Here is a 1,047-nt window from a genome sequence, read left to right as displayed (position 1 = left end):
TGCGTTCGCTCGGCTCGTCGGGTGTCTGGGAACTGTTCGTGCCCGGCATCGACGAGGGCGAACTCTACAAATTCGACATCACCCGCCCCGACGGCACCCACACCCTGCGCGCCGACCCCATGGCCCGCCACACCGAAACACCCCCCGCCACCGCCTCCCGCACCCACACCAGCCACCACACCTGGCACGACGACACCTGGATGACCACCCGCGGACACCGCCCCGTCCACGAAGCACCCTTCTCCGTCTACGAAATACACCTCCCCTCCTGGCGCCCCGGACTCACCTACCGCCAACTCGCCCAACAACTCCCCGCATACATCACCGACCTCGGCTTCACCCACGTAGAACTCATGCCCCTCGCCGAACACCCCTACGGCGGCTCCTGGGGCTACCAAGTCACCGGCTACTACGCCCCCACCAGCCGACTCGGCACCCCCGACGACCTCAAACACCTCATCGACACCCTCCACCAAGCCGGCATCGGCGTCATCATGGACTGGGTCCCCGCCCACTTCCCCCGCGACACCTGGGCCCTCGCCGAATTCGACGGACACCCCCTCTACGAACCCACCGACCCACGACGCGCCGCCCACCCCGACTGGGGCACACTCCAATTCGACCTCGGCCGCCGCGAGGTCCGCAACTTCCTCGTCGCCAACGCCGTCTACTGGTGCGAGGAATTCCACATCGACGCACTACGCGTCGACGCCGTCGCCTCCCTGCTCTACCTCGACTACTCACGCGAACCCGGCGACTGGGAACCCAACGAATCGGGCGGCCGCGAAAACCTGGACGCCGTCCACTTCCTCCAGGAAATGAACGCCACCGTCTACCGCCGCTGCCCCGGCATCGTCACGATCGCCGAGGAATCCACCGCCTGGGACGGCGTCACCCGCCCCACCCACCACACCGGCCCCACAGGCCTCGGCGGACTCGGCTTCGGCCTCAAATGGAACATGGGCTGGATGCACGACACACTCACCTACACCGGCCGCGACCCCGCCCACCGCACACACCACCACCACGAAATGACCTTCTCCCTCG

General features: G+C 67.2%; 1 protein-coding gene. It reads left to right on the top strand.

The window, feature by feature from the left end:
- Positions 1–1,047 (top strand): 1,4-alpha-glucan branching enzyme (gene glgB, locus GTW43_RS13850; RefSeq protein WP_161302005.1); only part of this gene is annotated, 1,047 nt, incomplete at both ends.

The organism is Streptomyces sp. SID5785 (genome assembly GCF_009870065.1).
Classification (GTDB): Bacteria; Actinomycetota; Actinomycetes; order Streptomycetales; family Streptomycetaceae; genus Streptomyces.
This window is presented reverse-complemented; position numbering and strand designations above follow the sequence as displayed.